The organism is Pseudomonas sp. RW409 (assembly GCF_003184125.1).
Classification (GTDB): Bacteria; Pseudomonadota; Gammaproteobacteria; order Pseudomonadales; family Pseudomonadaceae; genus Aquipseudomonas; species Aquipseudomonas chlororaphis_I.
The window spans coordinates 394,623-418,554 of record NZ_QHHP01000033.1 but is presented as its reverse complement, the minus strand read 5'-3'; the positions used below and the strand labels follow the sequence as shown (position 1 = coordinate 418,554).

Annotated in this window: 20 protein-coding genes; 9 read left to right on the top strand and 11 right to left on the bottom strand. The window is 62.9% G+C overall.

Features of this window, described 5'->3' with window-relative positions:
• Positions 1-134 precede the first annotated feature (134 nt).
• Entirely contained in the window at positions 135-1,799 is a 1,665-nt protein-coding gene (gene ettA / locus DK261_RS15135; RefSeq protein WP_009050958.1) for an energy-dependent translational throttle protein EttA, read from the bottom strand.
• A 285-nt stretch (positions 1,800-2,084) separates the two neighbouring features.
• On the opposite strand from ettA, the gene DK261_RS15130 reads away from it, so the two are divergent.
• From DK261_RS15130 to DK261_RS15105, 5 genes are all read left to right on the top strand, one after another.
• Positions 2,085-5,924, top strand: a complete 3,840-nt coding sequence (locus tag DK261_RS15130; RefSeq protein WP_110175909.1) for a bifunctional diguanylate cyclase/phosphodiesterase — start codon at positions 2,085-2,087, stop codon at positions 5,922-5,924.
• Between the two features lie 187 nt (positions 5,925-6,111).
• Positions 6,112-7,365 carry a serine hydroxymethyltransferase gene (gene glyA / locus DK261_RS15125; protein ID WP_009050960.1) on the top strand — a complete coding sequence of 418 codons (1,254 nt, stop codon included), beginning with the start codon at positions 6,112-6,114 and terminating at the stop codon, positions 7,363-7,365.
• Positions 7,366-7,719: 354 nt separating this feature from the next.
• The gene (locus DK261_RS15115) at positions 7,720-9,033 is read left to right on the top strand and encodes a C4-dicarboxylate transporter DctA (protein ID WP_096375509.1); all 1,314 of its coding nucleotides are present in this window, start codon (positions 7,720-7,722) and stop codon (positions 9,031-9,033) included.
• A gap of 83 nt (positions 9,034-9,116) precedes the next feature.
• Positions 9,117-9,821, top strand: a complete 705-nt coding sequence (locus DK261_RS15110) for a FadR/GntR family transcriptional regulator (RefSeq protein WP_038635250.1) — start codon at positions 9,117-9,119, stop codon at positions 9,819-9,821.
• A 45-nt stretch (positions 9,822-9,866) separates the two neighbouring features.
• Positions 9,867-10,577, top strand: coding sequence for a GntR family transcriptional regulator (locus tag DK261_RS15105; RefSeq protein WP_110175908.1), 711 nt, complete (start codon positions 9,867-9,869; stop codon positions 10,575-10,577).
• An 88-nt stretch (positions 10,578-10,665) separates the two neighbouring features.
• Here the strand turns inward: DK261_RS15105 and yjiA are convergent, their stop codons facing one another.
• The 3 genes from yjiA to DK261_RS15090 form a co-directional block, all read right to left on the bottom strand.
• Positions 10,666-11,637, bottom strand: coding sequence for a GTPase (yjiA, locus tag DK261_RS15100; protein WP_009050964.1), 972 nt, complete (start codon positions 11,635-11,637; stop codon positions 10,666-10,668).
• Positions 11,638-11,789: 152 nt separating this feature from the next.
• The gene (locus tag DK261_RS15095) at positions 11,790-11,987 is read right to left on the bottom strand and encodes a YbdD/YjiX family protein (protein ID WP_007930039.1); all 198 of its coding nucleotides are present in this window, start codon (positions 11,985-11,987) and stop codon (positions 11,790-11,792) included.
• A gap of 15 nt (positions 11,988-12,002) precedes the next feature.
• Positions 12,003-14,069, bottom strand: coding sequence for a carbon starvation CstA family protein (locus DK261_RS15090; protein WP_009045728.1), 2,067 nt, complete (start codon positions 14,067-14,069; stop codon positions 12,003-12,005).
• A 210-nt stretch (positions 14,070-14,279) separates the two neighbouring features.
• Between DK261_RS15090 and DK261_RS15085 the strand changes: the two genes are divergently transcribed.
• Positions 14,280-14,741 carry an isoprenylcysteine carboxylmethyltransferase family protein gene (locus DK261_RS15085; protein ID WP_009050965.1) on the top strand — a complete coding sequence of 154 codons (462 nt, stop codon included), beginning with the start codon at positions 14,280-14,282 and terminating at the stop codon, positions 14,739-14,741.
• 58 nt (positions 14,742-14,799) lie between these two features.
• Positions 14,800-15,168 (top strand): PilZ domain-containing protein, encoded by a 369-nt coding sequence (locus DK261_RS15080; RefSeq protein WP_028683432.1) that lies wholly within the window; start codon positions 14,800-14,802, stop codon positions 15,166-15,168.
• A 25-nt stretch (positions 15,169-15,193) separates the two neighbouring features.
• Here DK261_RS15080 and DK261_RS15075 read toward each other — a convergent pair whose 3' ends face one another.
• The 4 genes from DK261_RS15075 to katB form a co-directional block, all read right to left on the bottom strand.
• Entirely contained in the window at positions 15,194-15,922 is a 729-nt protein-coding gene (locus DK261_RS15075) for a hypothetical protein (protein ID WP_110175907.1), read from the bottom strand.
• Between the two features lie 29 nt (positions 15,923-15,951).
• Positions 15,952-17,319, bottom strand: a complete 1,368-nt coding sequence (gene radA / locus DK261_RS15070; RefSeq protein WP_009050968.1) for a DNA repair protein RadA — start codon at positions 17,317-17,319, stop codon at positions 15,952-15,954.
• Positions 17,320-17,364: 45 nt separating this feature from the next.
• Positions 17,365-17,913 carry an ankyrin repeat domain-containing protein gene (locus tag DK261_RS15065; RefSeq protein WP_101283637.1) on the bottom strand — a complete coding sequence of 183 codons (549 nt, stop codon included), beginning with the start codon at positions 17,911-17,913 and terminating at the stop codon, positions 17,365-17,367.
• A 187-nt stretch (positions 17,914-18,100) separates the two neighbouring features.
• Positions 18,101-19,642, bottom strand: a complete 1,542-nt coding sequence (katB, locus tag DK261_RS15060; protein ID WP_016703707.1) for a catalase KatB — start codon at positions 19,640-19,642, stop codon at positions 18,101-18,103.
• A 286-nt stretch (positions 19,643-19,928) separates the two neighbouring features.
• Between katB and mscL the strand changes: the two genes are divergently transcribed.
• Positions 19,929-20,333, top strand: a complete 405-nt coding sequence (gene mscL, locus DK261_RS15055) for a large-conductance mechanosensitive channel protein MscL (protein ID WP_016703708.1) — start codon at positions 19,929-19,931, stop codon at positions 20,331-20,333.
• 52 nt (positions 20,334-20,385) lie between these two features.
• Here mscL and DK261_RS15050 read toward each other — a convergent pair whose 3' ends face one another.
• Entirely contained in the window at positions 20,386-21,162 is a 777-nt protein-coding gene (locus tag DK261_RS15050; protein ID WP_110175906.1) for a ferredoxin--NADP reductase, read from the bottom strand.
• A gap of 228 nt (positions 21,163-21,390) precedes the next feature.
• Between DK261_RS15050 and DK261_RS15045 the strand changes: the two genes are divergently transcribed.
• Positions 21,391-22,515 (top strand): methyltransferase, encoded by a 1,125-nt coding sequence (locus DK261_RS15045; RefSeq protein ID WP_110175905.1) that lies wholly within the window; start codon positions 21,391-21,393, stop codon positions 22,513-22,515.
• 149 nt (positions 22,516-22,664) lie between these two features.
• On the opposite strand, the gene DK261_RS15040 is transcribed toward DK261_RS15045, so the two are convergent.
• Positions 22,665-22,832, bottom strand: a complete 168-nt coding sequence (locus DK261_RS15040; protein WP_023969448.1) for a DUF2474 domain-containing protein — start codon at positions 22,830-22,832, stop codon at positions 22,665-22,667.
• Positions 22,833-22,922: 90 nt separating this feature from the next.
• Entirely contained in the window at positions 22,923-23,930 is a 1,008-nt protein-coding gene (gene cydB, locus DK261_RS15035; RefSeq protein WP_009050973.1) for a cytochrome d ubiquinol oxidase subunit II, read from the bottom strand.
• Positions 23,931-23,932 lie beyond the last annotated feature (2 nt).

The following is a 23,932-nucleotide window of genomic DNA, read 5'->3' as shown; positions in this document are numbered from 1 at the left end:
CTCGCTCCTACAAGAACGACACAGCCCCTGTAGGAGCGAGCTTGCTCGCGATAAGAGCCGCAGGCTCCACCTGGAAACACGCGCAAAAAAAACGGAGCCCGAAGGCTCCGTTTCTTTCAAGCAACCGACCCGGGTCAGGCCAGTTTCTTGTAACGCACGCGGTGCGGTTGGGCTGCAGCGTCGCCGAGGCGCTTCTTGCGATCGGCTTCGTACTCGGTGTAGTTACCTTCGAAGAACACCGCTTGCGAGTCGTCTTCGTACGCCAGGATGTGGGTCGCGACACGGTCAAGGAACCACCGGTCGTGGGAGATCACAATGGCGGCGCCCGGGAAGTCCAGCAGGGCTTCTTCCAGGGAACGCAGGGTTTCGACGTCGAGGTCGTTGGACGGTTCGTCGAGCAGCAGGACGTTGCCGCCCTCCTTCAGGGTCAGGGCCAGGTGCAGACGACCACGCTCACCACCGGACAGGTCCTTGACGAACTTCTGCTGGTCGCCGCCCTTGAAGTTGAAACGACCGACGTAGGTACGCGACGGGATCTCGTAGCTGCCGATGCGGATCTGGTCGGAGCCGTCGGAGATCTGCTGGAACACGGTCTTGCTGCCGTCCAGGTCCTCGCGGCTCTGGTCGACGCAAGCCAGTTGCACGGTTTCGCCGACTTCGATGCTGCCCGAGTCCGGCGTTTCCTTGCCCATCAGCATGCGGAACAGGGTGGATTTACCCGCACCGTTACCGCCGATCACGCCGACGATGGCGCCTTTGGGCATGGAGAACGACAGGTTGTCGATCAGCACGCGATCGCCGTAGCCCTTGGTGACGTTCTTGAACTCAATGACCTTGTCGCCCAGGCGCGGACCGGCCGGGATGTAGATCTCGTTGGTTTCGCTGCGCTTCTGGAATTCCTGCGATTGCATTTCTTCGAAGCGGGCCAGACGGGCCTTGGATTTCGACTGGCGAGCCTTGGCGCCTTTGCGCACCCACTCCAGTTCTTCCTTCATAGCCTTTTCATGGGCCGACTGCTGCTTGGACTCCTGGGCCAGACGATCGGACTTGGCTTCCAGCCAGCCCGAATAGTTGCCCTCGTAAGGAATGCCGGCGCCGCGGTCGAGCTCGAGGATCCAGCCGGCGACGTTGTCCAGGAAGTAACGGTCGTGCGTGATCGCAACCACGGTGCCCGGGAAGTCGTGGAGGAAGTGCTCCAGCCAGGCCACGGAATCGGCGTCCAGGTGGTTGGTCGGTTCGTCGAGCAGCAGCATGTCCGGGGCGGACAGCAGCAGGCGGCACAGGGCCACGCGACGTTTTTCACCACCGGACAGGTGTTCGACCTTGGCGTCCCAGGCCGGCAGGCGCAGCGCATCGGCGGCGACTTCCAGCTGGCGCTCCAGGTTGTGGCCATCACTGGCCTGCAGGATCGCTTCGAGCTTGGCCTGCTCGGCGGCCAGCTTGTCGAAGTCGGCATCCGGATCGGCGTAGGCCGCGTAGACCTCGTCCAGGCGTGCCTGGGCGTCCTTGATCACGCTGACCGCTTCCTCGACCACTTCACGCACGGTCTTGGCCGGGTCCAGCTGAGGCTCCTGGGGCAGGTAGCCGATGTTCAGCTCGGGCATTGGACGGGCTTCGCCCTCGAACTCGGTGTCGACGCCCGCCATGATTTTCAGCAGGGTGGACTTACCCGAACCGTTGAGGCCCAGCACGCCGATCTTGGCGCCCGGGAAGAACGACAGAGAAATGTTTTTCAGGATTTCCCGCTTCGGCGGAACAACTTTTCCCAGCCGATGCATGGTGAAGACGTATTGAGCCATGATGAACCTAGCGTCAGTGACTGATGAATGAAGAGCGGGCGAAGCCCGGGCCAGGCCATGCGCGGCGCCGGCATTTGATCGCGATCAATGCCTGCGTACGGAAAAAGCCTGATTGTCTGGAGCTGGAGCGCTCCCGCGTAACCGGCAAAGCTACCTCAATGGCCGGGCAAGGTCCAGCCAGCCAGGGCTGGCACTTTGCCACAACTCAAGGCATGCTAGCCGCCCTTCGGGCGTCCGGCTTATAGTGCACGTCGCGCCAGTCCAGCCAAACCGCAGGATCACAGTTTGTCCAATGCCACTCCGCCCTCTTCCCTGCGCGCAACTGCGCCTGCGTCCGGCTCGCCCCTGCGCGGTACCCTGAAAGGCGTGCTGGCGACCCTGGTCCTGTTGCTGCTCGCCCTGCTGTTCTGGCAACTGCTCGACCAACTGCAACAGACCCGCAAAGACCAGCGTCAACACGCAATCGACTACAACGCCGACCTGGCCGAACACATCAGCCTCAACCTGGCGCTCAATGCGCAGATCGCCCTTAACCTGCTGCCGATCGTCGAGCCACCCCAGAATGCCGAACAGCAGCAACTGCTGCTGAAGAAGCTGCAACTGTCCCTGCCCGACCTGCAAAGCATCGCGCTGCTGGATGCCAAGGGCCAGCTCATCAGTGACAGCGACGCCGACGGCCAGGACGCCGCCTGGCTCGCCGAGCTGACCAGCCGCAGCCGGGGCCAGCGCTACTACTACAGCAATGCCAGCCACGGCGCGCTGGTCCAACTGCTGCTGCACCAGCCCAGCGGTGCACTCAAGAGTTACTGGGTGCTGCGCCTGGCTCCCTCCTTCGCCCAGTCCCTGAGCCCCAGCCCCGACCAGGGTTTCCAACCGACCTGGGTCATTGAAAACCGCCTGAACCAGAAAGCCCTCAGTCGCGACGACGGCAGCAGCACCCCGGTGACCACCGACGACATAGCCAACAGCGTGCTGGTCGCGCCGCTGGGCAACAGCGACTGGCAATTGCGCGGCCTGTTCGACGATCGCGCGGTGATCGAGCAACTGTTGCCGGCGTTTATCGCCAAGTGCCTGCTGGGGCTGGCGTTCTCCCTGCTGCCGGTGATTGCGCTGCTGAACATGCGCCGCCGCCAGCGTCAGCTGCACGAAGGGCGCCGGCGCTACCAGGACATTTTCGAAGGCACCGGGGTCGCCCTCTGCGTCCTGGATATCTCCGAGCTGCCGGCATTTCTCGACAAGGCGCAACTGCACGACAGCGAACAACTCAAGGCCTGGCTGGAGCACAACCCACAGCAGCGCCAGCTGCTGCTGGAAGAACTGCGCGTCACCGAGGTCAATCAGGTGGCCTTGCGGCTGCTCAACGTCGACTCCTGCGAGCAGGCCTGGAAACTGCTGATCGAAGGCAGCCCGCTCCACAGCAGCGCCATCGGCAACCAGCTGCTGGAAACCGTGATCAACCAGCACAAACAGCTGGAGCTGGAAATCCGCCTCAGCGACGCCCAGGGCCATGACCAGCACTTGTGGCTGGTGCTGCGCCTGCCGGAAGACCCGGCCGACTACCGGGCGGTGATCCTCAGCATCAGCGACATCACCAGCCGCAAGCTCATCGAGCTGTCGCTGCTGGAGCGCGAGGGCTTCTGGTCGGACGTGGTGCGCACCGTGCCGGACCATCTTTATGTGCAGGACGTCATCAGCCAGCGGATGATCTTCAGCAACCACCACCTGGGCCAGACCCTCGGCTACAACAAGACCGAACTGCACCAGATGGGTGAGTACTTCTGGGAAATCCTCCTGCACCCGGAAGACGCCGACCTCTATCACCGCCTGCGCCAGGAACAGCGGCATGCCGGCTACCTGCAATTGCTGCAGTGCCATTTGCGCTTTCGCCACCGCAGCGGCCAATGGCGCTGTTTCGACATCCGCGAACAGGCCCTGGCGCGGGACAAGTACGACCAGGTCACGCGCATCATCGGCGTGGCCAAGGACATCACCGACCAGATCGAGGCCAGCGAATCCCTGCGCGACAGCGAACGGCGCTATCGCATGCTCGCCGAAAGCATCAGCGACGTGATTTTCTCCACCGACAGCCAGATGGCCCTCAACTATGTCAGCCCCTCGGTGCAGTCGGTACTGGGCTATGACGCCGAGTGGATCTTCCAGAACGGCTGGCAATCGACCATCGCCAACCCGCAACAGCTGACCGGCATCTATGCCCTGATGGAGCGGGTCAGCAAGGCCCTGGACAAACCCGAGCAACTGGCGCGATTGCGCAACCAGGTGCAGACCCAGTTGTTCCTGTTCGACTGCCTGCGGGCCGACGGGCGCAAGATTCCGATCGAGCTGCGCCTGGTGCTGGTGTGGGACGAACACGGTGCCTTCGAAGGCGTGCTCGGGGTCGGCCGCGATATCAGCCAGCAGCGCCGCGCGGAAAAAGACCTGCGCATGGCAGCCACGGTATTCGAGCACTCGACCTCGGCGATCCTGATCACCGATCCGGCGGGCTACATCGTCCAGGCCAACGAGGCGTTCAGCCGGGTCAGCGGCTACGCGGTGTCCCAGGTGCTCGACCAGTTGCCGAACATGCTCACCGTCGACGAACAGCAGGAAGCCCACCTGCGCTATGTGCTCAAGCAGCTGCACCAGCACAGCACCTGGGAAGGCGAGGTCTGGCTCAAGCGCCGCAACGGTGAGCACTATCCGGCCTGGGTCGGCATCACCGCGGTGCTCGATGACGAAGGCGATCTGGCCAGCTATGTGTGCTTCTTCACCGACATCAGCGAACGCAAGGCCAGCGAGCAGCGCATTCACCGCCTGGCCTACTACGACGCCCTGACCCACCTGCCCAACCGCACGCTGTTCCAGGACCGCCTGCACACCGCCCTGCAGTCGGCGGAGCGGCAAAAGTCCTGGGTGGTGCTGATGTTCCTCGACCTGGACCGCTTCAAGCCGATCAACGACTCCCTGGGCCACGCCGCGGGCGACCGCATGCTCAAGGAAATGGCCACCCGCCTGCTCGATTGCGTCGACGATGACGACACCGTGGCGCGCATGGGCGGCGATGAGTTCACCTTGCTCCTGCAACCGCGGACCAGCCGCGAGATCGCCCTGAACCGGGCGATCCACGTCGCCGAACAGATTCTCGCCAGCCTGGTGAAGCCGTTCGTGCTCGAAGGCCGTGAGTTCTTCGTCACCGCCAGTATCGGCATCGCCCTCAGCCCGCAGGACGGCAACGAGCTGAGCCAGCTGATGAAAAACGCCGACACCGCGATGTACCACGCCAAGGAACGCGGCAAGAACAACTTCCAGTTCTACCAGGCCGACATGAACGCCAGCGCCCTGGAGCGCCTGGAGCTGGAAAGCGACCTGCGCCACGCCCTGGAACAGCAGGAATTCATCCTGTACTACCAGCCGCAGTTCAGCGGCGACGGCAAGCGCCTGACCGGTGCCGAGGCCCTGCTGCGCTGGCGCCATCCGCGGCGCGGGCTGGTACCGCCGGGGGACTTCATTCCGGTGCTCGAAGAACTGGGGCTGGTGGTGGATGTCGGCGACTGGGTGATCAGCGAAGCCTGTCGCCAGCTCAAGGCCTGGCACCAGGCCAAGGTCCGGGTGCCGAAGGTCTCGGTGAACATCTCGGCCCGCCAGTTCTCCGACGGCCAGCTGGGCATGCGGATCGCCACCATCCTCAAGGACACCGGTCTGCCGCCGGCCTGCCTGGAGCTGGAACTGACCGAAAGTATCCTGATGCGCGAAGTCAGCGAGGCGATGCAGATCCTCGACGGCCTGAAAAACCTTGGCCTGAGCATCGCGGTCGACGACTTCGGCACCGGCTATTCATCGCTGAACTACCTCAAGCAGTTCCCCATCGACGTGTTGAAGATCGACCGCACCTTCGTCGACGGCCTGCCGTCCGGCGAACAGGATGCGCAGATCGCCCGCGCCATCATCGCCATGGCCCACAGCCTGAACCTGGCGGTGATCGCCGAGGGCGTGGAAACCCATGAGCAGCTGGACTTCCTGCGTGAGCACGGCTGTGACGAAGTCCAGGGCTACCTGTTCGGCCGGCCGATGCCGGCCAACAGCTTCGAAGGGCAGTTCAGCAACGACGCGCTGTTCATGTTCGACTAAAAAGCAGCGGCAAGCTTCAAGCGACGAGCGGCAAGATAGAAGCCGTTCGCCTGCAGGCTTCTAGCTTGCGGCTTGCAGCTTTCCACTTGAAGCTGATTTGCGTGCGACATGATGTCCTTTCATATGCCATCTAAAACCCGTTGGGTTAGAATGCCCCCCTTTTCTGCCCCGATCCTTGAGGACCGCCATGTTCAGCCGTGATTTGACTATTGCCAAGTACGACGCCGATCTCTTTGCCGCCATGGAGCAAGAAGCCCAGCGCCAGGAAGAGCACATTGAGCTGATCGCTTCGGAAAACTACACCAGCCCTGCGGTGATGGAAGCTCAAGGCTCGGTACTGACCAACAAGTACGCCGAAGGTTACCCAGGCAAGCGTTACTACGGCGGCTGCGAATACGTCGACGTGGTTGAGCAACTGGCCATCGACCGCGCCAAGGAACTGTTCGGCGCCGACTACGCCAACGTCCAGCCGCACGCTGGCTCGCAAGCCAACGCCGCCGTTTACCTGGCGCTGCTGTCGGCTGGCGACACCATCCTGGGCATGAGCCTGGCCCACGGCGGTCACCTGACCCACGGCGCCAGCGTTTCCTCCTCCGGCAAGCTGTACAACGCCATCCAGTACGGCATCGATGCCAACGGCCTGATCGACTACGACGAAGTCGAGCGCCTGGCGGTCGAGCACAAGCCGAAAATGATCGTGGCCGGTTTCTCTGCCTACTCGCAGGTCCTGGACTTCCCACGCTTCCGCGAAATCGCCGACAAGGTCGGTGCTTACCTGTTCGTCGACATGGCTCACGTAGCCGGTCTGGTCGCCGCTGGCGTCTACCCGAACCCGGTGCCTTTCGCCGACGTGGTCACCACCACCACCCACAAGACCCTGCGCGGTCCACGTGGCGGCCTGATCCTGGCTCGCGCCAACGCCGACATCGAGAAGAAGCTGAACTCCGCGGTATTCCCGGGCGCCCAGGGCGGCCCGCTGGAGCACGTGATCGCGGCCAAGGCGATCTGCTTCAAGGAAGCGCTGCAGCCTGAGTTCAAGGCCTACCAGCAACAAGTGGTGAAGAACGCCCAGGCCATGGCCGGCGTGTTTATCGAGCGCGGTTTCGACGTGGTTTCCGGCGGTACTCAGAACCACCTGTTCCTGCTGTCGCTGATCAAGCAGGAAATCTCCGGTAAAGACGCCGATGCCGCTCTGGGCAAGGCCTTCATCACCGTGAACAAGAACTCCGTACCAAACGACCCACGCTCCCCGTTCGTCACCTCCGGCCTGCGCTTCGGTACTCCGGCCGTGACCACTCGCGGCTTCAAGGAAGCCGAGTGCAAGGAACTGGCTGGCTGGATCTGCGACATCCTGGCCGACCTGAACAACGAAGCGGTGATCGACGCCGTTCGTGAGAAAGTCAAAGCCATCTGCAAGAAGCTGCCGGTATACGGCGCCTGATTCGCAGAGCGTTGCATGAAAAGCCCGGCCTTCGCGCCGGGCTTTTTTTCGTCCGCGATTTGTCTGGCCCGGGACCTGTAGCCGCTGCCGCAGGCTGCGATAAGGCCGAAGGCCTTCCTGCGATCTTCAGAGTGTCGCGGCCGTACCGGCAGATCGCAGCCTGCGGCAGCGGCTACAGGACCAGCACCACTGGTCAGACCGGTCATGCCAATTTTCGGATCTGCCCTTGTATTCGCGGGAAAATCGGGCATAGACTGCGCCTGCACTGGACATACCGGTAAGACCACAATAATTAAGTCCCGAATCTGATGCGCTCCGCGCACGGCAGCCGGGACACCGACCAGGATTCCCCTCATGCTCAGATGGTGCTCGCGTTCGATTTTCCTCCAGGTAGTCCTCGGACTGATGCTCGGCATCGTGTGCGGACTGACACTTCCCGAATACTCCTCGCAACTCAAGCCACTGGGCGATGCCTTTATCAAGCTGATCAAGATGCTGATCGGCCTGATCGTCTTCTGTGTGGTGGTCAGCGGCATCTCCGGCGCCGGCGACCTGAAAAAGGTCGGACGCATCGGGCTCAAATCCGTCATCTACTTCGAAGTCCTGACCACCATCGCCCTGGTGATCGGTCTGGTCTTCGCCTTCACCACCGGCATCGGCAGCGGCGCCAATATCCACCTGGAGCAGCTGTCCGCCGCCGACATGGGCGACATCGCCCAACGCAGCCAGCACATGCACGGCACCTCTGAGTTCCTGATGGGCCTGATCCCCAACTCGGTGCTGGGCGCCTTCGCCGAAAACAATATCCTGCAAGTGCTGCTGTTCTCGGTGCTGTTCGGCAGCGCGCTGAACCTGGTGGGCGAAGCCGCTTCCGGCATCTCGCGGCTGATCAACGAACTCAGCCACATCATCTTCCGCATCATGGGCATGATCGTGCGCCTGGCGCCGATCGGCGTGTTCGGCGCCATCGCCTTCACCACCAGCAAGTACGGCCTGGACTCGCTACAGCACCTGGGCAGCCTGGTGGGCCTGTTCTACCTGACCTGCTTCGCGTTCGTGGCCGTCATTCTAGGCGTGGTCATGCGCTGTTCCGGCCTGCGCATGCTGCCCTTCCTCAAATACCTGCGCGAAGAGCTGCTGATTGTCCTCGGCACCGCCTCCTCCGACGCCGTACTGCCACAGATCATGCGCAAACTGGAGCACCTGGGCATCGGCAGCTCCACGGTCGGCCTGGTCATCCCGACGGGTTATTCGTTCAACCTCGACGGTTTCTCGATCTACCTGACCCTGGCCATCGTCTTCATCGCCAATGCCACCGGCACGCCGTTGTCGATGTCCGATTTGCTGACCATCCTGCTGGTGTCGCTGATCACCTCCAAAGGCGCCCACGGGATTCCCGGTTCGGCGCTGGTGATCCTGGCCGCCACCCTGACGGCGATTCCGGCCATCCCAGTGGTGGGCCTGGTGCTGGTGCTGGCAGTGGACTGGTTCATGGGCATCGGCCGGGCGCTGACCAACCTGATCGGCAACTGCGTCGCCACCGTGGCCATTGCCCGCTGGGAAAGAGACATCGATATCCAACGCGCCAACAAAGTCCTGAGCGGCCAGCAGGGCTATGGTTTCCAACCGCGAAAACCGCTGCCCGGCGCGCAGCAGCAGGAGTTCTGAGGCATGCCTTGTGCCTGTCGCCGGCAGGCACAACAATCAGCGCCTGCCATGGGCCTCATCCGCCATATACCAGGGAGTGAACAGTGATCACCTCGTCAACGGTTGTAAATTCAGTGGTAGAAAAGCTGCGCGCGGCCTTGGCCCGTGGCCAATGGCGCTCCGGCGACATGCTGCCGGGGCAACGTGAATTGGCCGAGCAGCTGGGCATCAGCCGCCCGAGCCTGCGCGAGGCGGTGACTGTTCTGGAAACCCTGGGCCTGGTGCGTTCCATGCCCGGCAAAGGCGTGGTGGTCCTGGAGGCCAGCCTCAACGAACAACCGGCCAGCGACAGCGGCGTGGCGGGTGCCAGCCTCGAGGACGTGCTGCAACTGCGCTACACCCTCGAACCCTTCATCGTCGGCCTGGTGGCGCAATCCATCAGCAGCAAGGAAGTGGGCCAGCTGCGCCTGACCCTGATGGACATGCGCGAAGCCCTGGAGGCCAACGACAGCGAAGCCGGGATGAACGCCTACATCGCCTTCCATGAAGAACTGTTCACCCTGACCTCCAACCCGATCTTCCAGAACGTGGTGCAGCAAACCAGCAATGCCCTGAAGCAGAGCGCGGAAATCCTGCGCAACTCGCCGGAGCACCTGGCCGAACGCCTGGAAGAAAACGAAGCGGTGGTCCGGGCGATCCGCAACAAGAACAGCGCATTGGCCAGTGCCGAAATGCGCCGGCACATCCTCAGGGAAGGCCAGCGCATGGGCATCGAGCTGAACATCCCGGACGACCATCTGGGCAACTAAGCCGCACTCACACTTTCGTATCGGTAACCGGACTGGAGACAGGCCATGGCCAGCTACGCCTTGAACAAACTTGCATTCCCCCTCCCCGGTGCCCTGCCACGGCGCCGCACCGGCGAGAAAAAACTGCTGGTCGACGATGTCTATCCGCAGATTTTCGATGCCATTCTCGAACAACGCATCGCCCCCGCCAGCCGTTTCACCGAGGACAGCCTCGGCGAAGTGTTCGGGGTCAGTCGCAGCATCATTCGCCAGGTCCTGGCGCGTTTGTCCCACCAGCAGGTGATTATCCTGCGGCCCAACCACCGTCCCCAGGTGGCGGCACCGGACCATGAACAGACGCGGCAGATCCTGCACGCCCGCCGCCTGACGGAAATCACCCTGGTCAGGCTCACCTGCCAGCAACCGGCGCCGCGCAACCTCAAACGCCTGCGGGAATTGATCGCCGCTGAGCGCGACTGCATCGACCGCGGCTTGCGTGGCCCGGCGATCCGCCTGTCCGGCGAGTTCCACCTGCAATTGGCCGAGGTGGCCGGCAACGCGCCGCTGGCGCATTTCCTCGGCAGCCTGGTGCCGCTGACGTCACTGGCGATTGCCCACCATGAAACCCGCGCCTGCAGCCATTGCGCCTGGCAGGAACATGCGGCGATTGTCGACGCCATCGAAGACGGTGACGTCAAGGCCGCAGTCGCCTTGATGACCGGGCACCTGGATCACCTGGAGGACAGGTTGCTCAAGGCCAGCGCGGGTTCGAAATAACACGCTGAGTCTGAGATCGTTTCGCGAGCAAGCTCGCTCCTACAGGTAGGAGCGAGCTTGCTCGCGATGATGTCGTTGAAATCTGTAACTATTGCGCCGCCATCCGGGCGAACCCGGCACGGATCTTCTCTTCCGGCAGATCGTCGGCAATGAACACAATCACGCTCTCCCGCGTCTCGCCTTCGGCCCATTCGGTATCCCAGTCGAAACCGTACAGCTTGAGCACGCCCTGGAACACCAGGCGCCGTGGCTCACCGGCAATGTTCAGCACGCCCTTGTAGCGCAGCAGTTGCTTGCCGTGTTCTTCCAGCAGCTCGTTCATGAACTCGCTGAGCCGGTCGATATCCAGCGGCGCATCGGTGCGCAGCACCAGGCTGGAAATACGGTCGATGGAGGGCGCCTTGCTCACCGGACGCAAGCTGACACCGCCACCCAGGTCGGCATTCAGGTTGAAGCCACGCACATCCAACAGCTCGGCCAGGTCGATGCGGCCATGCTCGACCACACGGATCGGCGCACGACGGTTGATCCGGGTCAGGCGCTCGCTCAGCGCATTGAAGGTCTGCTCGTCTACCAGGTCGCGCTTGCTCACCAGCAGGCGGTCGGCGAAGCCGATCTGGGCCTGGGCGATGGTCTGGGTCAGGTGGTGCTCGGCGTGCTTGGCGTCCACCAGGGTGATGATGCCGTCGAGGATGTAACGCTCGCGCAGTTCTTCGTCGATGAAGAAGGTCTGGGCCACGGGCGCCGGGTCAGCCAGCCCGGTGCATTCGATCACCAGCCGGTCGAAGGCGATCTCGCCGCTGTCCACCCGCTCGAGCAGCAAGAACAGCGCCTTGGTCAGGTCGGTATGGATGGTGCAGCAGACGCAGCCGTTGGACAGCGTCATCACTTGCACCGGCTCGTCGCCCAGCAACTGGGTGTCGATGCCGGCATCGCTGAATTCGTTTTCGATCACGGCGATTTTCAGGCCGTGCTCGGCCTTGAGCAGATGGCGCAGCAAGGTGGTCTTGCCGGCGCCGAGGAAACCGCTGAGAACGGTGACGGGGATTGGAGAGGACAAAAGCGGTTCTCCTGAAAAAAATGGGAACGCAAAAACAACTGTAGGAGCGAGCTTGCTCGCGAAGAACTCAAGGACACCACATGCGTTCAGAATGAACTCGGCGTCTTTAGGTTTTTCGCGAGCAAGCTCGCTCCTACAGAGACACTAACGAATCAACAGCATTTCGGCCCGGCTTTGCCGCCGTACCGCGCTTCCTGGCGTTCCCGGAAGAACGCCTCGTACGACATCACCGGTTTGTCCGGGTGCTTGGTCTGCATATGCTCGACGTAGTTGTCGTAGTCGGGCATGCCGACCATCAGGCGCGCGGCCTGACCGAGGTATTTACCGAGGCGACTCAGGTCATTGAACACGATTGCAATCCTCGATTACGCATCCGGCAGTGCATGGAATGGCGATTCTTTATCCGTGCGTTCTTTTTTACCCCAGGCGGAGATACCCACCTTGAGGGCGTAGAACAGGATGCTGAATACCACCAGCAGGAACAGCACCGTCAGCGTGGCGTTGGTGTAGGCGTTGAAGATCACGTGCTGCATCTGCGTGATGTCCTTGGCCGGAGCGAGGATCTGACCATTGGCCAGGGCATCGCTGTACTTCTTGGCCAGGGCCAGGAAACCGACTGCCGGGTTGGCGTCGAACAGCTTGATGAGGCCCGCGGTGGTGGTGCAGATCAGCAGCCAGGCAGCTGGCAGCAAGGTCACCCAGATGTAGCGTTGACGCTTCATCTTGATCAGCACCACGGTGCCGAGCATCAGCGCGATACCCGCCAGCATCTGGTTGGAGATGCCGAACAGCGGCCACAGGGTGTTGATGCCACCCAGCGGATCGATCACACCCTGGTACAGCAAGTAACCCCAAAGGGCCACGCAGCCGGCGGTGGCGATCAGGTTGGCGGTCCAGGACTCGGTGCGTTTCAGGGCTGGCACGAAGGAACCCAGCAGGTCCTGCAGCATGAAACGCCCGGCACGGGTACCGGCGTCCACCGCGGTCAGGATGAACAGCGCTTCGAACAAGATCGCGAAGTGGTACCAGAACGCCATGGTGTTCTCGCCCGGCAGCACCGTGTGCAGGATCTGCGCGATACCGACCGCCAGGGTCGGCGCACCACCGGCACGGGCCAGGATGGTGGTTTCACCGATGTCCTTGGCCACTGCTTGCAGGGCGTCCGGAGTAATGGCGAAGCCCCAGCTGCTGACCGTCTGCGCCACGGTTACCACGTCACCGCCGACGATGGCCGCCGGGCTGTTCATGGCGAAGTACACGCCTGGCTCGATCACCGAAGCGGCGACCATCGCCATGATGGCCACGAAGGACTCCATCAGCATGCCGCCGTAACCGATGTAACGGGCGTTGGTTTCGTTATCCAGCAGCTTCGGCGTGGTCCCGGAAGAGATCAGCGCGTGGAAGCCGGACACCGCGCCACAGGCGATGGTGATGAACAGGAACGGGAACAGGCCGCCTTTCCAGACCGGGCCGGTGCCGTCGGTGAACTGGGTCAGCGCCGGCATTTTCAGCTCGGGCATGGTGATCAGGATGCCGATCGCCAGGGCGATGATGGTACCGATCTTGAGGAAGGTCGACAGGTAGTCGCGCGGCGCCAGGATCAGCCATACCGGCAGCACCGCGGCGACGAAACCGTAGCCGATGAGCATCCAGGTGATCTGTACGCCGGTGAAGGTGAAGGCCTTGGACCACACAGGATCCGCGGCGATCTGGCCCCCCAGCCAGATCGAGCCCAGCAGCAGGAGCACGCCGATGACGGAGATTTCACCGATGCGGCCCGGGCGGATGTAGCGCATGTAGACGCCCATGAACATCGCGATCGGGATGGTCGCCATCACCGTGAAGATGCCCCACGGGCTTTCGGCCAGGGCCTTGACCACGATCAGCGCCAGCACCGCGAGGATGATGATCATGATCAGGAAGCAGCCGAACAGCGCGATGGTTCCCGGGATCCGGCCCATTTCCTCACGGACCATGTCGCCCAGGGAACGGCCGTTGCGCCGGGTGGACATGAACAGGACCATGAAGTCCTGTACCGCCCCCGCCAGCACCACCCCGGCAATCAGCCAGAGCGTGCCGGGCAGATAGCCCATCTGCGCCGCCAGTACCGGCCCCACCAGCGGGCCCGCGCCGGCGATGGCCGCGAAGTGGTGACCGAAGAGAATGTGCTTGTTGGTCGGAACATAGTCCAGACCGTCGTTGTTGAGCACGGCGGGGGTGGCCCGGCGCGCATCGAGCTGCATCACGTTGTTAGCGATGAACAGGCTGTAGTAACGGTATGCGACCAGATAGATGGCCACGGCAGCGACCACGATCCACAAGGCGTTGATCGCCTCGCCGCGGCGCAATGCCACTACGCCGAGGGCGCACGCTCCTACGATTGCCAGCACCAGCCAGGGTAAGTGGCGTAGCGGGCTATTATTATTTTTCATTTTATTATTCCAGCCAGGGTGGACAAGAAAGACAGCCATCCGGAGTTTAGCGCTACTGGCCCCAAAGGCCACCCCCCACGTTGGTCTAGAGCGCCCTTTTGAGTTTTTTCTTAGGTTTTGCACCGCCTCGGTGCAACCGCTTCTGGAAGCACTGAACCACCCGGGCGAAAAAGCGGTCGCACCTTTAACGACTCGCTGTCTGGAGTGCCCATGCCCGCTCCGCCCGATGGACCGCCGCTGTCACCGCCGCTGCTGTATCTGCTGTTCCTGATAGCAGCGCTGTTGCTTGCCGACGCTGTGCCCTTGCCGGTCCCGGTCAACGGCTGGCTGCGCACCCTGGCCCTGCTGCTGATCATCGGCGGCCAGGGCCTGTCGTTCTGGGCGATGTGGCGTCTCAGGCAACGGCACACCACCACCAGCAATCGCGGCGAACCCCGGCGCCTGCTGTGCGACGGCCCGTTCGCGATCTCGCGCAACCCCATCAATCTCGGCGACACCCTGGGTTACTGCGCCATTGCCCTGCTGCTCGGCAGCCTGTGGCCGTGGCTGCTGTTGCCGCTGCTGATTTACCTGATGAACCTGACGGTGATCCGGCCGGACGAGAACCATCTGCTGGAGTTGTTCGGCGACCGCTACCGTGACTATTGCCGCAAGGTGCGCCGCTGGCTGTAGCGGTGGGAGCGCCCCCGGGTCTGGTCTATAGTCATTTCACCACGCAGAGGGGCTGCTCATGAGCGAACACCATGCCGATCGTCGCCGTTTCAAACGCATCGCCTTCGATGCCCGCACCGAACTGAGCCAGGGCCCTTATCGCTGGTCCGTGCAGTTGGTCGATCTCTCGCTCAGGGGCATGCTGATCCAGCGTCCCGATCCCTGGCTGGGGGACGAAAGCCAGCCGTTCGAAGCCGATATCCATTTGAGCGATGACGCCGAAGTGCGCATGGACGTGCAACTGGCGCACGACGATCACGGCCAGCTGGGCTTTGTTTGCCTGCATATAGACCTGGAATCGATCGAGCACCTGCGCCGGCTGATCGAACTGAACCTCGCCGATCCGCAGGAGCTGGAGCGTGAACTGGGGGCGCTGCTGGAGGTTTGAGCGCCCGCCTCTTCCCGTCAGACGCTCAAGGAAATGCCGAGGGCGCGGGGAATTCGCTTTCCATATCCCAATAACCGGGCTGTTGCCGACTGGCGGCGGTCCACTGCCCGTCCACCCAGCGATAAGTCCGGTACGTGGTCACAAAATCGTCACCCTCGCTGGCAGGCGCCGAAGACACCTGGGCAATCGCCTCGGTAGCGCCCGCTGCCGCTGGAAGGATCTGCCAGGCCGCCTTGCCGGTCTGGGCCAACCCCAGCGGGCGCTGCTCCCCGCTTTCGTCCCGATACTGAACCGGCTCCAGCCGGCTTTGTGTCGGCGCCAGGAGCTGCGTGGCCGGACCGCTGTAGCTGCCCATCGGCGCCGTCTGATCGACGGTGAGGAAAAACGCCGGGTATGGCAGGCCGCTGAGCGGCGCCTTTTCCACCTTCGCCAGCGGGTAGCCCAGGGACTGCTCGGCAAGCACCTCGCCGACCTCCGACACCAGGCGCACCCGGGCCTCCAGCTGTGGCTGGTGCTCGCTGTCCGTCGACTCGTCGAAGGTTTCCTCGTCCAGGCCGCTGCCCCAGCTCTGCGCGTGCAGTTGCGCGGTGATACGCCGGTCTTCCAGCACCTCGAGCACCGTGCCGTCGCCGACCAGCAATTCCTGGGCGATCCGATAGCCGCGCGGCGCATCCTCCTGGCTGGCTACAGCCAGGCCGCTACCCCACAACAACGCAAAACCGAGGGCACCCAGGCCCGCTGCTGTCATCCGCATGAACTGCTTCCTTTCAGTGGCACAAGGGGTCATTCGAACAGCGCATCCAGCGCCTGCTCCAGACGGGTTACCGCAATGATCCGCAAGCCCTGTGGCGGCTCTTTCGGGGCATTGCCCTTGGGCACGATGGCCCGTTTGAAACCGTGCTTGGCCGCCTCCTTGAGGCGCTCCTGGCCGCTCGGCACCGGGCGTACTTCGCCGGACAGGCCGACTTCGCCGAACACCAGCAGATCGTGGGGCAAGGGCCGGTTGCGCAGGCTGGACATCACCGCCGCCATCAACGCCAGGTCGGACGCGGTTTCCAGCACCTTGACCCCGCCGACCACGTTGAGGAACACGTCCTGATCGTGGGTCGGAATGCCGCCGTGACGGTGCAGCACCGCCAGCAGCATCGCCAGGCGGTTCTGGTCCAGGCCCAGGGTGACCCGCCGCGGATTGGCCAGGTGGCTGTCATCCACCAGCGCCTGGACTTCCACCAGCATCGGCCGGGTGCCTTCCCAGGTGGCCATGACCACGCTGCCCGGGACTTCTTCCTGGGCACGGGTGAGAAAGATCGCCGAAGGGTTGGAAACCTCTTTCAAGCCGCGATCGGTCATGCCGAACACGCCCAGCTCGTTGACCGCGCCGAAGCGGTTCTTCACCGCCCGCAGCAAGCGCAGGCGGCCGTCGGACTCACCTTCGAAATACAGCACGGTGTCGACCATGTGCTCGAGGACCCGCGGCCCGGCCAGCGCGCCCTCCTTGGTCACGTGGCCCACCAGGAAGATCGCCGTGCCGCTCTGCTTGGCATAGCGCACCAGCAGCGCCGCGCTTTCGCGCACCTGGGAAACCCCGCCGGGGGCCGATTGCAGTTGCTCGGTGAAGATGGTCTGGATCGAGTCGATCACCATGACCTTGGGCTTCTCCTGCCGGGCCGTGGCGATGATGGTTTCGATACAGGTTTCGGTCATCACCCGTAGCTGGTCCTGGGGCAGGCCCAGGCGCCGGGCACGCATCGCCACCTGTTGCTGCGATTCTTCGCCTGTGACGTAGAGCGCCGGCATGCGGGTGGCGATGTTGCACAAGGTCTGTAACAGAATGGTCGACTTGCCGATCCCCGGGTCGCCGCCAATCAGCACCACCGAACCGTCGACCAGACCGCCGCCGAGCACCCGGTCCAGTTCGCCGGAAGCCGTGGAAAAGCGTGGAATCTCTTCGACGCTGACCTCGGCCAGGGTCTTGATCTGCGCCTGCTGCCCGGCCCAGCCGGTGCGACCGCTGGGGGCCGCGGCGCCACCGCTTTCCACCATGGTTTCGGTCAGGGTGTTCCAGGCTCCGCATTCGCCGCACTGGCCGGCCCATTTGGGAAAGGTTGCGCCGCACTCGGTGCAGCCGTACATGCGCTTGGCCTTGGCCATCTGATCCCCCGGCAAAAACCGCGATGATAGCTCAGCTGGAGCGGATCAGCGCGGCGCGGCCGTGTGGATTTCACCGTCGGCCAGACGCGCGGCGCTGTTGCCCAGCGGATCTTCGGCATTCAGGTCGGCGCCCTTGGTCGCCAGGGCATCGAGCAGCTCCACCCGCTTGAACAGCCCGGCGTACATGGCTGCGGTCTGGCCAGCGCCGTTGCGCTGGTCAGGGTTGCAGTCGGTGGCCAGCAGGCGCCGGGCGATCTTCACTTCGCCCTTGAAAATGGCGCCCATCAGCGCCGTGCTGCCTCTTTTATCCTGGGCGCAGGCATCGGCACCGGCGGCCAGCAAACGCTCCACCGCCGGTCCCTGGCCGTGATACGCCGCAAGGATCAGGGCGGTGTAGCCCTTCTCGTCCTGGGTATCGAGGGAATAACCGGCCTCGATAAAGGTATTGAGCATCTCGACGTCGCCACGACGGGCCGCATCGAAGTAGTAATTCTGTAACTGGGCCTTGACCGCCGCCGGGTCCGTGGGCACCGGTTGCTGCGCATAAGCGCCCAGCGAGCAGGCGGCCAGCAGCAGCGAAATGAACAAGCGCATGGTGCGACTCCCTTGCCTTGCAAAAACCTGTAGGAGCGAGGCTTGCCCGCGATGACTTCGGCCCGGGTAAATACGTTCGTCAGGGAGAACGCAGTCACCGGTATTGGGGCCGCTGCGCGGCCCATCGCGGGCAAGCCTCGCTCCTACAAAAAGGAAGCGTCACGCCGGGGCGTGACGCTGGTTGAGGTTAATCCGACAGCTTGGCGGCCAGGGCCTTGACCCGGGCCAGGTCGCCCTTGGCCACCTTGGTCACGCCGGTGCCGTACTCGGGATCGGCCTTGTAGAGGAACGACAGCATGATGTGCTTGCTCTCGTCATCGGTGGTCGCCAGGGAACCGCCGAAGTTCTCGATCAGGTCCTGGCGCTCTTTCTGGCTCAACGAGCGATACAGATCGCCGGCCTGCTTGAAGTTCTGCTCGCGCTGGATCTTCGCCTGCTGGGTGCTGCCACTCAGCGCCAACTGGCTGTAACGCGCGCTTTGCGGCTCTTCGCGCGGCATCAGGCGGCTCGGCTGGTAATTCACACCGGTGCTGGTGCTGCCACTGTTCATCGCGCCATCCTGGTTGCCGTTGTTCACCGCGACTTTCGGCGCGTTGATCGGCAATTGCAGGGCGTTGGCGCCCAGGCGGTACAGCTGGGTATCGGCATAGGAGAACACCCGGCCTTGCAGCAGGCGGTCTTCCGACGGCTCGATGCCCGGCACCAGGTTGGCCGGGGCCATGGCCACCTGTTCGGTTTCCTGGAACACGTTGGCCGGGTTGCGGTTGAGCACCATCTGCCCGACCTTGCGCTCAGGCACGCCCGGCCAGATCTTGGTGGCATCCAGCGGGTCGAAATCGAACTTGGCCAGGTCTTCCGGCTTCAGGACCTGGACATACAGGTCCCATTTCGGGAAATCGCCCTTGTTGATATGCGTGACCAGGTCATTGGTCATATGGCTGTAATCACGCCCCTGCACCTCGACCACTTGTTTGGGATCGAGGTTGTTGATGCCCTGCAAACTCTTCCAGTGAAACTTCACGTAATGCACTTCGCCCTTGGCATTGATCAACTTGTAGGCGTGCACGCCATTACCGTCCATTTCCCGGTAACTGGCCGGAGTACCGGAATTGGAATACAGCTCGGTCAGGGTCCGGGTGGCTTCCGGAACATGGGAGAAGAAATCGAAGCGCCGGGAATCGTCATCCAGGTTGGTCCGTGGATCAGGTTTGAACGCATGAACCATGTCCGGGAATTTGATCGCATCGCGAATAAAGAAAGTCGGGAAGTTGTTGCCGACCAGATCCCAGTTACCGTCGGCGGTATAGAACTTGGTGGCAAAACCGCGCGGGTCACGCAGGGTTTCCGGCGAATGATTGCCGTGCACTACCGCGGAAAAACGCACGAATACCGGCGTGACCTGTCCGGCAGCGAATACCTTGGCCTTGGTCAGGTCGCTCAGGCTGTCGGTCACGGTGAAGGAACCATGGGCACCGGTGCCACGGGCATGCACCACCCGCTCTGGAATGCGCTCGCGATCGAAGCGCTGGAGCTTCTGGATCAACTGCACATCCTGCAGCAATACCGGCCCGGTAGCGCCCGCAGTCTGCGAGTTCTGGTTATCGCCCACCGCGGCCCCGTTATCCCGGGTCAAAGTAGCGGCCTGTACGGAAAGAGAAAGCATACTGGCGGCGAGTACGCCCACTATGCGTCGTTGGGAAAAACTCCCAAGGCCAATGATCATGGTCATGTTTTATTCCTCTGGTTTTAATCAAACGCATCCAGGTGCGCCTGTCAGAGGCTAGTGACCAAAGAGTCGAAATCTAAATAGAAAGGTCGCAACAGTCTGATTGAAAAAATATTCTGGTATGAAAGAGCAAGCGCGGGTATTTCGCGCGCGATTGATGGCACTTTGTAAACTATTTGCCGTTAACCCGGTCGATAACTCCGAACGCTGTAAGCAGTTGTTGCAAGCAAGATGCCTTTTGCTGAATTACACTGCGTTCACCAACCTCATCTGTAACAAGGAATAACCTATGGGCGTGCTAAGTGAGTTCAAGGCCTTCGCGGTCAAAGGTAATGTGGTCGACATGGCCGTCGGTATTATCATCGGCGCCGCATTCGGCAAGATCGTCTCGTCGTTTGTTGGCGATGTGGTGATGCCGCCAATCGGCTTGCTGATCGGTGGGGTGGACTTCAGTGATCTGGCGATCACGCTCAAGGACGCCGTCGGCGAGACACCGGCCGTGGTGCTGGCCTACGGCAAGTTCATCCAGAGCCTGATCGACTTCATCATCGTTGCCTTCGCCATCTTCATGGGCGTGAAAGTGATCAACCGCCTGAAGCGTGAAGAAGCCGTGGCACCGGCCGCTCCTACCAAGGAAGAAACGCTGCTGGGCGAGATCCGCGACCTGCTCAAGGCGCAGAACAACAAGCCCTGAGGCTTGTGCCGCAACAAAACGGCGCCCCTGCAAGTCAGGCGGCGCCATTTTTTTACCAGTAGTTTTCCACCGCCACCTGCCCGGGCCGCCGGGTCAGGCTCAGGTGCATGTCGCGCTGTTTGAGCAGGGCGCGGGTGTCGTCGATCATCTGCGGGTTGCCGCAGAGCATCACTCGCGAGTGCTCGGCGCTCAGCGGCACACCGGCGACGCGCTCCAGCTCACCGTTTTCGATCAAATGGGTGATCCGCCCATTGAGGCTGCCAGGATGCAACTCACGGGTCACCGTGGTGATGACTTGCAGCTTATGGGCAACTTCCGCCAGATAATCGCGCTGCTTCAGCTCGGCCAGCAATTGCTGATAAGCCAGCTCCTTGGCCTCGCGCACGCTGTAGACCAGGATGATCCGCTCGAATTTCTCCCAGACTTCGAAGTCCTGGAGGATCGAAACAAAAGGCGCGATTCCGGTGCCGGTGGACAGCAGCCAGAGGTCGCGGCCATCGACGAAACGGTCGAGGGTCAGATAACCGAACGCCTGCCGGTCCACCATCAGGGTATCGCCCTCCCCCAGCCGGCTCAGCTCACTGGTGAACTCGCCGTCGGGCACGACGATGGAGAAGAACTCGAGAAACTCATCAAAAGGCGAAGACACCATGGAGTACGCCCGCCACACCGTGCTGCCGTCGGCCTTGGTCACCCCCAGGCGGGCGAACTGCCCGGCGCGAAAGCGAAAGCCTGCGTCCCGCGTGGTGCGCAGGGTAAACAGGCTGGGAGTCAGGGGCTGGACGTCGAGCAAGGTCTGGCGCGTGTATTTTTCTGCACTGGCAGTCATGGCAGGCTCCAATAAGCGAATGCCCTTAGTGTCCCGCAAAGCGCGCGACAGAAACACCGGCGGTTTGTAATGGCATAGAGCGCGGGCAATCGAGCGCAAAAAAACGTACCATTGGCCCCCTCTTCGGGCACCTGCCACGTGGCCTGCACGCCACCTGCCCGAACGGTCCAGCCCGCATCGCGCTCCTCCCGCCGGCAGGACATTCACCGATTACCAAGAGTCCGCCCCATGCCCCTGCTCGAAAGCCCCTTCGCCCAGCTCGACCTGATCCGCCAGCCCGAACAACAGAACGAGCCCCTGCAAGCTTTCGACGCAGCGGACGAGTACCTGCTCAATCACCTGGCCGAACAGCAACCGACGGCGGACACCCGGGTGCTGGTCCTCAACGACAGCTTCGGCGCGCTGGCGGCCAGCCTGGTCGGGCGCGTTCAGGTGCGCAGCAGCGGCGACTCGTTTCTCGGCGCGCTGGCGCTGGAGAAAAACCTGGTGCGCAATGGCCTGCCATTCGACGCCGTCACGGTGGTGCCAGCCAGCGAGCCGTTGACCGGGCCATTCGACCGCGTTCTGATCCGCGTGCCCAAGACCCTGGCCCTGCTGGAAGAACAGCTGATTCGCCTGCAAGGCCAACTGGCGCCGGGCGCCCAGGTGGTGGCGGCAGCGATGGTCAAGCATCTGCCACGGGCCGCCGGCGATCTGCTGGAGCGCTATATCGGCCCGGTACAGGCCTCGCTGGCGGTGAAAAAAGCCCGCTTGCTGATCGCCACGCCGGAGGCGAAAACCCCGGCGGTTTCGCCCTACCCGACCCGCTACAAGCTCGACGAGCCCGCCATCGAGCTGCTCAACCACGCCAATGTGTTCTGCCGCGAAGGCCTGGATATCGGCACCCGCGCCTTCCTCCCGCACCTGCCGAAAAACCTCGGCAAGGCCCGGGTCGCGGACCTGGGTTGCGGCAACGGTGTGCTGGCCATCGCCAGCGCCCTGCACAACCCCGATGCCCACTACACCCTGGTGGACGAGTCCTTCATGGCCGTGCAATCGGCCCTGGAGAACTGGCGCGCAACCCTGGGCGAGCGCGAAGTGACCGTGCGCGCCGGCGACGGCCTGGCCGGACAGGAGCCGCAGTCGCTGGACGTGGTGCTGTGCAACCCGCCCTTCCACCAGCAGCAGGTGGTCGGCGACTTCCTCGCCTGGCGCATGTTCCAGCAGGCCCGCGAAGCCTTGGTGGTGGGCGGCGCGCTGTACATCGTCGGCAACCGTCACCTGGGCTATCACAGCAAGCTGGCGCGGCTGTTCCGCGGCGTCGAGCAAGTGGCCGCCACGCCCAAGTTCGTGATCCTCAAGGCGCGCAAATAATCCCCCCGGCAGCCGACCCATTCGCGGTCGACTGCACGGCCATCGCCAGCCCCCCTTTCTCATAAAACCCCAGGCCAAAAAAAACCCTCCAGAGGAGGGTTATAAAACCGTGCCGCAAGGCAACGGGATGGGATGAGCGGTGGTGAAAATCAGTGCGTGGTCAGGCCCGCGGCGTTCATGAACATGCGCATCAGGCTGGCGACGATAAACAGCGCCAGCACGCTGCCGACCCAGATCCCGGCGAGCCAGCCCAGGCGCTGCCAGAGCGGTTTCTTCTCGGCTTCTTCGATTTCCTGCAACGTGGGTTTGCCAGCCATCATCGAATACTCCTCTCGGAATGGGGACTATGGCGTCGCTCGGGCGCCATCGCGAGCACGTCCGCTCCCGCACAGGGAGCGGCGCATTGACTAGTGGTAGCCGTCTTCGTGGGTGACCTTGCCGCGGAACACGTAGTAGCTCCAGAAGGTGTAACCCAGGATGAACGGGATGATGAACAGCGTGCCCACCAGCATGAAGCCCTGGCTTTGCGGCGGCGCGGCGGCGTCCCAGATCGAGATCGACGGCGGCACGATGTTCGGCCACAGGCTGATGCCCAGGCCACTGTAGCCGAGGAAGATCAGCACCAGGGTCAGCAGGAACGGCGTGTAGTGAGCATTGCGGGCCACGGCGCGCAGCAGGCCGTACATGGTCACCAGCACCAGGATCGGCACCGGCAGGAACCAGAACAGGTTCGGCAGGGTGAACCAGCGCGAAGCGATTTCCGGGTGGGCCAGCGGCGTCCAGATACTGACGACACCGATCACCGCCAGCAGCACGAAGGCCAGCGGCCGCGCCAGGTCATGCATCTGCTCCTGCAGCTTGCCTTCGGTCTTCATGATCAGCCAGGTGCAGCCGAGCAAGGCATAGGCCACCACCAGCGCGACGCCGCAGAACAGGGTGAACGGCGTGAACCAGTCCAGCGAACCGCCGGCGTACTGGCGGTCGACCACCGGCAGGCCATCGATGAAGGCACCCAGCGCCAGGCCCTGGAAGAAAGTCGCCGCCAGCGAACCGCCGATGAATGCCTTGTCCCAGATGTGGCGCTTGGCTTCCTTGGCCTTGAAGCGGAACTCGAAGGCCACGCCGCGGAAGATCAGGCCGATGAGCATCAGGATCAGCGGCATGTACAGCGCCGAGAGCACCACCGAATAGGCCAGCGGGAAGGCGCCGAACAACGCGGCACCGCCCAGGACCAGCCAGGTTTCGTTACCGTCCCAGACCGGGGCGACGGTGTTCATCATCACGTCACGGTCGCGGGAGTCCTTGACGAACGGGAAGAGAATCCCGATGCCCAGGTCGAACCCGTCCATGACCACGTACATCATGATGCCGAAGATGATGATCACGGCCCAGATCAGCGGAAGATCAATACCCATGA

Excerpts from the sequence above, each read along its gene's own strand:
- ettA (WP_009050958.1), bottom strand. The coding sequence starts at position 1,799 with ATGGCTCAATACGTCTTCACCATGCATCGGCTGGGAAAAGTTGTTCCG.
- glyA (WP_009050960.1), top strand. The coding sequence starts at position 6,112 with ATGTTCAGCCGTGATTTGACTATTGCCAAGTACGACGCCGATCTCTTT.
- DK261_RS15115 (WP_096375509.1), top strand. The coding sequence starts at position 7,720 with ATGCTCAGATGGTGCTCGCGTTCGATTTTCCTCCAGGTAGTCCTCGGA.
- DK261_RS15105 (WP_110175908.1), top strand. The coding sequence starts at position 9,867 with ATGGCCAGCTACGCCTTGAACAAACTTGCATTCCCCCTCCCCGGTGCC.
- DK261_RS15090 (WP_009045728.1), bottom strand. The coding sequence starts at position 14,069 with ATGAAAAATAATAATAGCCCGCTACGCCACTTACCCTGGCTGGTGCTG.
- DK261_RS15085 (WP_009050965.1), top strand. The coding sequence starts at position 14,280 with ATGCCCGCTCCGCCCGATGGACCGCCGCTGTCACCGCCGCTGCTGTAT.
- DK261_RS15080 (WP_028683432.1), top strand. The coding sequence starts at position 14,800 with ATGAGCGAACACCATGCCGATCGTCGCCGTTTCAAACGCATCGCCTTC.
- DK261_RS15075 (WP_110175907.1), bottom strand. The coding sequence starts at position 15,922 with ATGCGGATGACAGCAGCGGGCCTGGGTGCCCTCGGTTTTGCGTTGTTG.
- radA (WP_009050968.1), bottom strand. The coding sequence starts at position 17,319 with ATGGCCAAGGCCAAGCGCATGTACGGCTGCACCGAGTGCGGCGCAACC.
- DK261_RS15065 (WP_101283637.1), bottom strand. The coding sequence starts at position 17,913 with ATGCGCTTGTTCATTTCGCTGCTGCTGGCCGCCTGCTCGCTGGGCGCT.
- katB (WP_016703707.1), bottom strand. The coding sequence starts at position 19,642 with ATGACCATGATCATTGGCCTTGGGAGTTTTTCCCAACGACGCATAGTG.
- mscL (WP_016703708.1), top strand. The coding sequence starts at position 19,929 with ATGGGCGTGCTAAGTGAGTTCAAGGCCTTCGCGGTCAAAGGTAATGTG.
- DK261_RS15050 (WP_110175906.1), bottom strand. The coding sequence starts at position 21,162 with ATGACTGCCAGTGCAGAAAAATACACGCGCCAGACCTTGCTCGACGTC.
- DK261_RS15045 (WP_110175905.1), top strand. The coding sequence starts at position 21,391 with ATGCCCCTGCTCGAAAGCCCCTTCGCCCAGCTCGACCTGATCCGCCAG.
- DK261_RS15040 (WP_023969448.1), bottom strand. The coding sequence starts at position 22,832 with ATGGCTGGCAAACCCACGTTGCAGGAAATCGAAGAAGCCGAGAAGAAA.
- cydB (WP_009050973.1), bottom strand. The coding sequence starts at position 23,930 with ATGGGTATTGATCTTCCGCTGATCTGGGCCGTGATCATCATCTTCGGC.